At 41.4% G+C, this 1,236-nt stretch carries 1 protein-coding gene; it reads right to left on the bottom strand.

All coding sequences use genetic code 11. The features are described from left to right. Nucleotides 1-166 precede the first annotated feature (166 nt). Nucleotides 167-817, bottom strand: coding sequence for an outer membrane lipoprotein chaperone LolA (gene lolA, locus A3729_RS08250; protein ID WP_068511490.1), 651 nt, complete (start codon nucleotides 815-817; stop codon nucleotides 167-169). Nucleotides 818-1,236 lie beyond the last annotated feature (419 nt).

Raw genomic sequence — 1,236 nt, 5'->3', positions numbered from 1 at the left:
TGCCTTAATGGACGAGAAGGCCCTACCAGGTGACTTTGACCAACATACTCTGACAGGTCTGCAGGTCTTACACGCGCAGCTAAAGGCGCATAGCGTTTGCTTGTAGATTCTTTCTGGGATTCACTAAAAAGCGGCGCGTCATCGAATAAAGACATTTTCTATCTACCTATGAGCCGGGTATTTGGACATCTCTAATAATGTCAGTACCTTCTGGTAATTCAGGCGTAAAGGTATTACTTGGCAGCTCTAAATTAACTTGCGACTGAATAAAGCTCATTGTACTTTCTTGCCCTAAAGCATCTGTGATCCGGAGTTCGCTCACATTCGAACCAGAGAAACGTAACTTCAGCCCCTCAAATAAGCTTTCCTCTGATTTTGGCTTTAAAGTGAACTGCCTTATTGATGGTTCAAACCATGCCATTTCTACCTCAAATAGCTGACCAATTTTTTGAGTATCACCACTAAACAATATTGCGGGAGTCGTTTGCACCTGCGAGCCCACAGCTTGGATAGTTGCCTGCTCTAAGTCAGGGTCATAAACAGTTACCTCCTTTCCATCAGAGATAACAATTTGTTCGAGCGGTTCATAGGTACGCCAGAAGAATTTGCCTGCTCTATCTGCTTTAAGCTCACCTTTAGACTCCTGAATACGTGCACCACGCTGATCAACAGAATATTGTACAAAAGTCGCAGAAAGAGTTTTTATCCTATTCAGAGACTCTACAAGCTCATCCAGTGCAGAGCCTTGCGTTTCAGGTGCTGAATAAACTGAACAGGTAAAAAGAGATAAAACGGAGAAGAAAATAAATCTATACATAGTGTGTCCATAACAAGTAATACAAGGCGTATACACCCTAAATAAGCGTAAGCCTTTCGCTAGAACGCAACTTTAACACATGAAACAAAGCTGAAAAGATAATTGTTGTTCATCTTATCATCTTGGCTATTTGCATAGATAACAACCCGAATTCTAAACGCTCAGCCCCTATTCACCACTTAAAACACTACATATCGGCATATCTAGAGCCACAAAAATTGATTCAGAATCACTCACCCACTAGCGATCTTCTCTCATTAAACTACACTTGAGGATCAGTGGTTTAGATATTTCCACTTCTAACAATGGTGATCATTTTGAACGATGGCGACAAAGCCAACAATCAGGGCTACAGCTTGGGTGTAAGGCTTCTAAGAGTTGTCTTTTCACTCTAATTGCTGATTACTTTGGTGATCACT

This window comes from Oleiphilus sp. HI0043, assembly GCF_001634935.1.
The sequence above is the reverse complement of the archived record's forward strand: the minus strand, read 5'-3'. Positions and strand labels throughout refer to the sequence as shown.

Coding starts and splice junctions, on each gene's coding strand:
- lolA (WP_068511490.1), bottom strand. CDS start 817: ATGTATAGATTTATTTTCTTCTCCGTTTTATCTCTTTTTACCTGTTCA.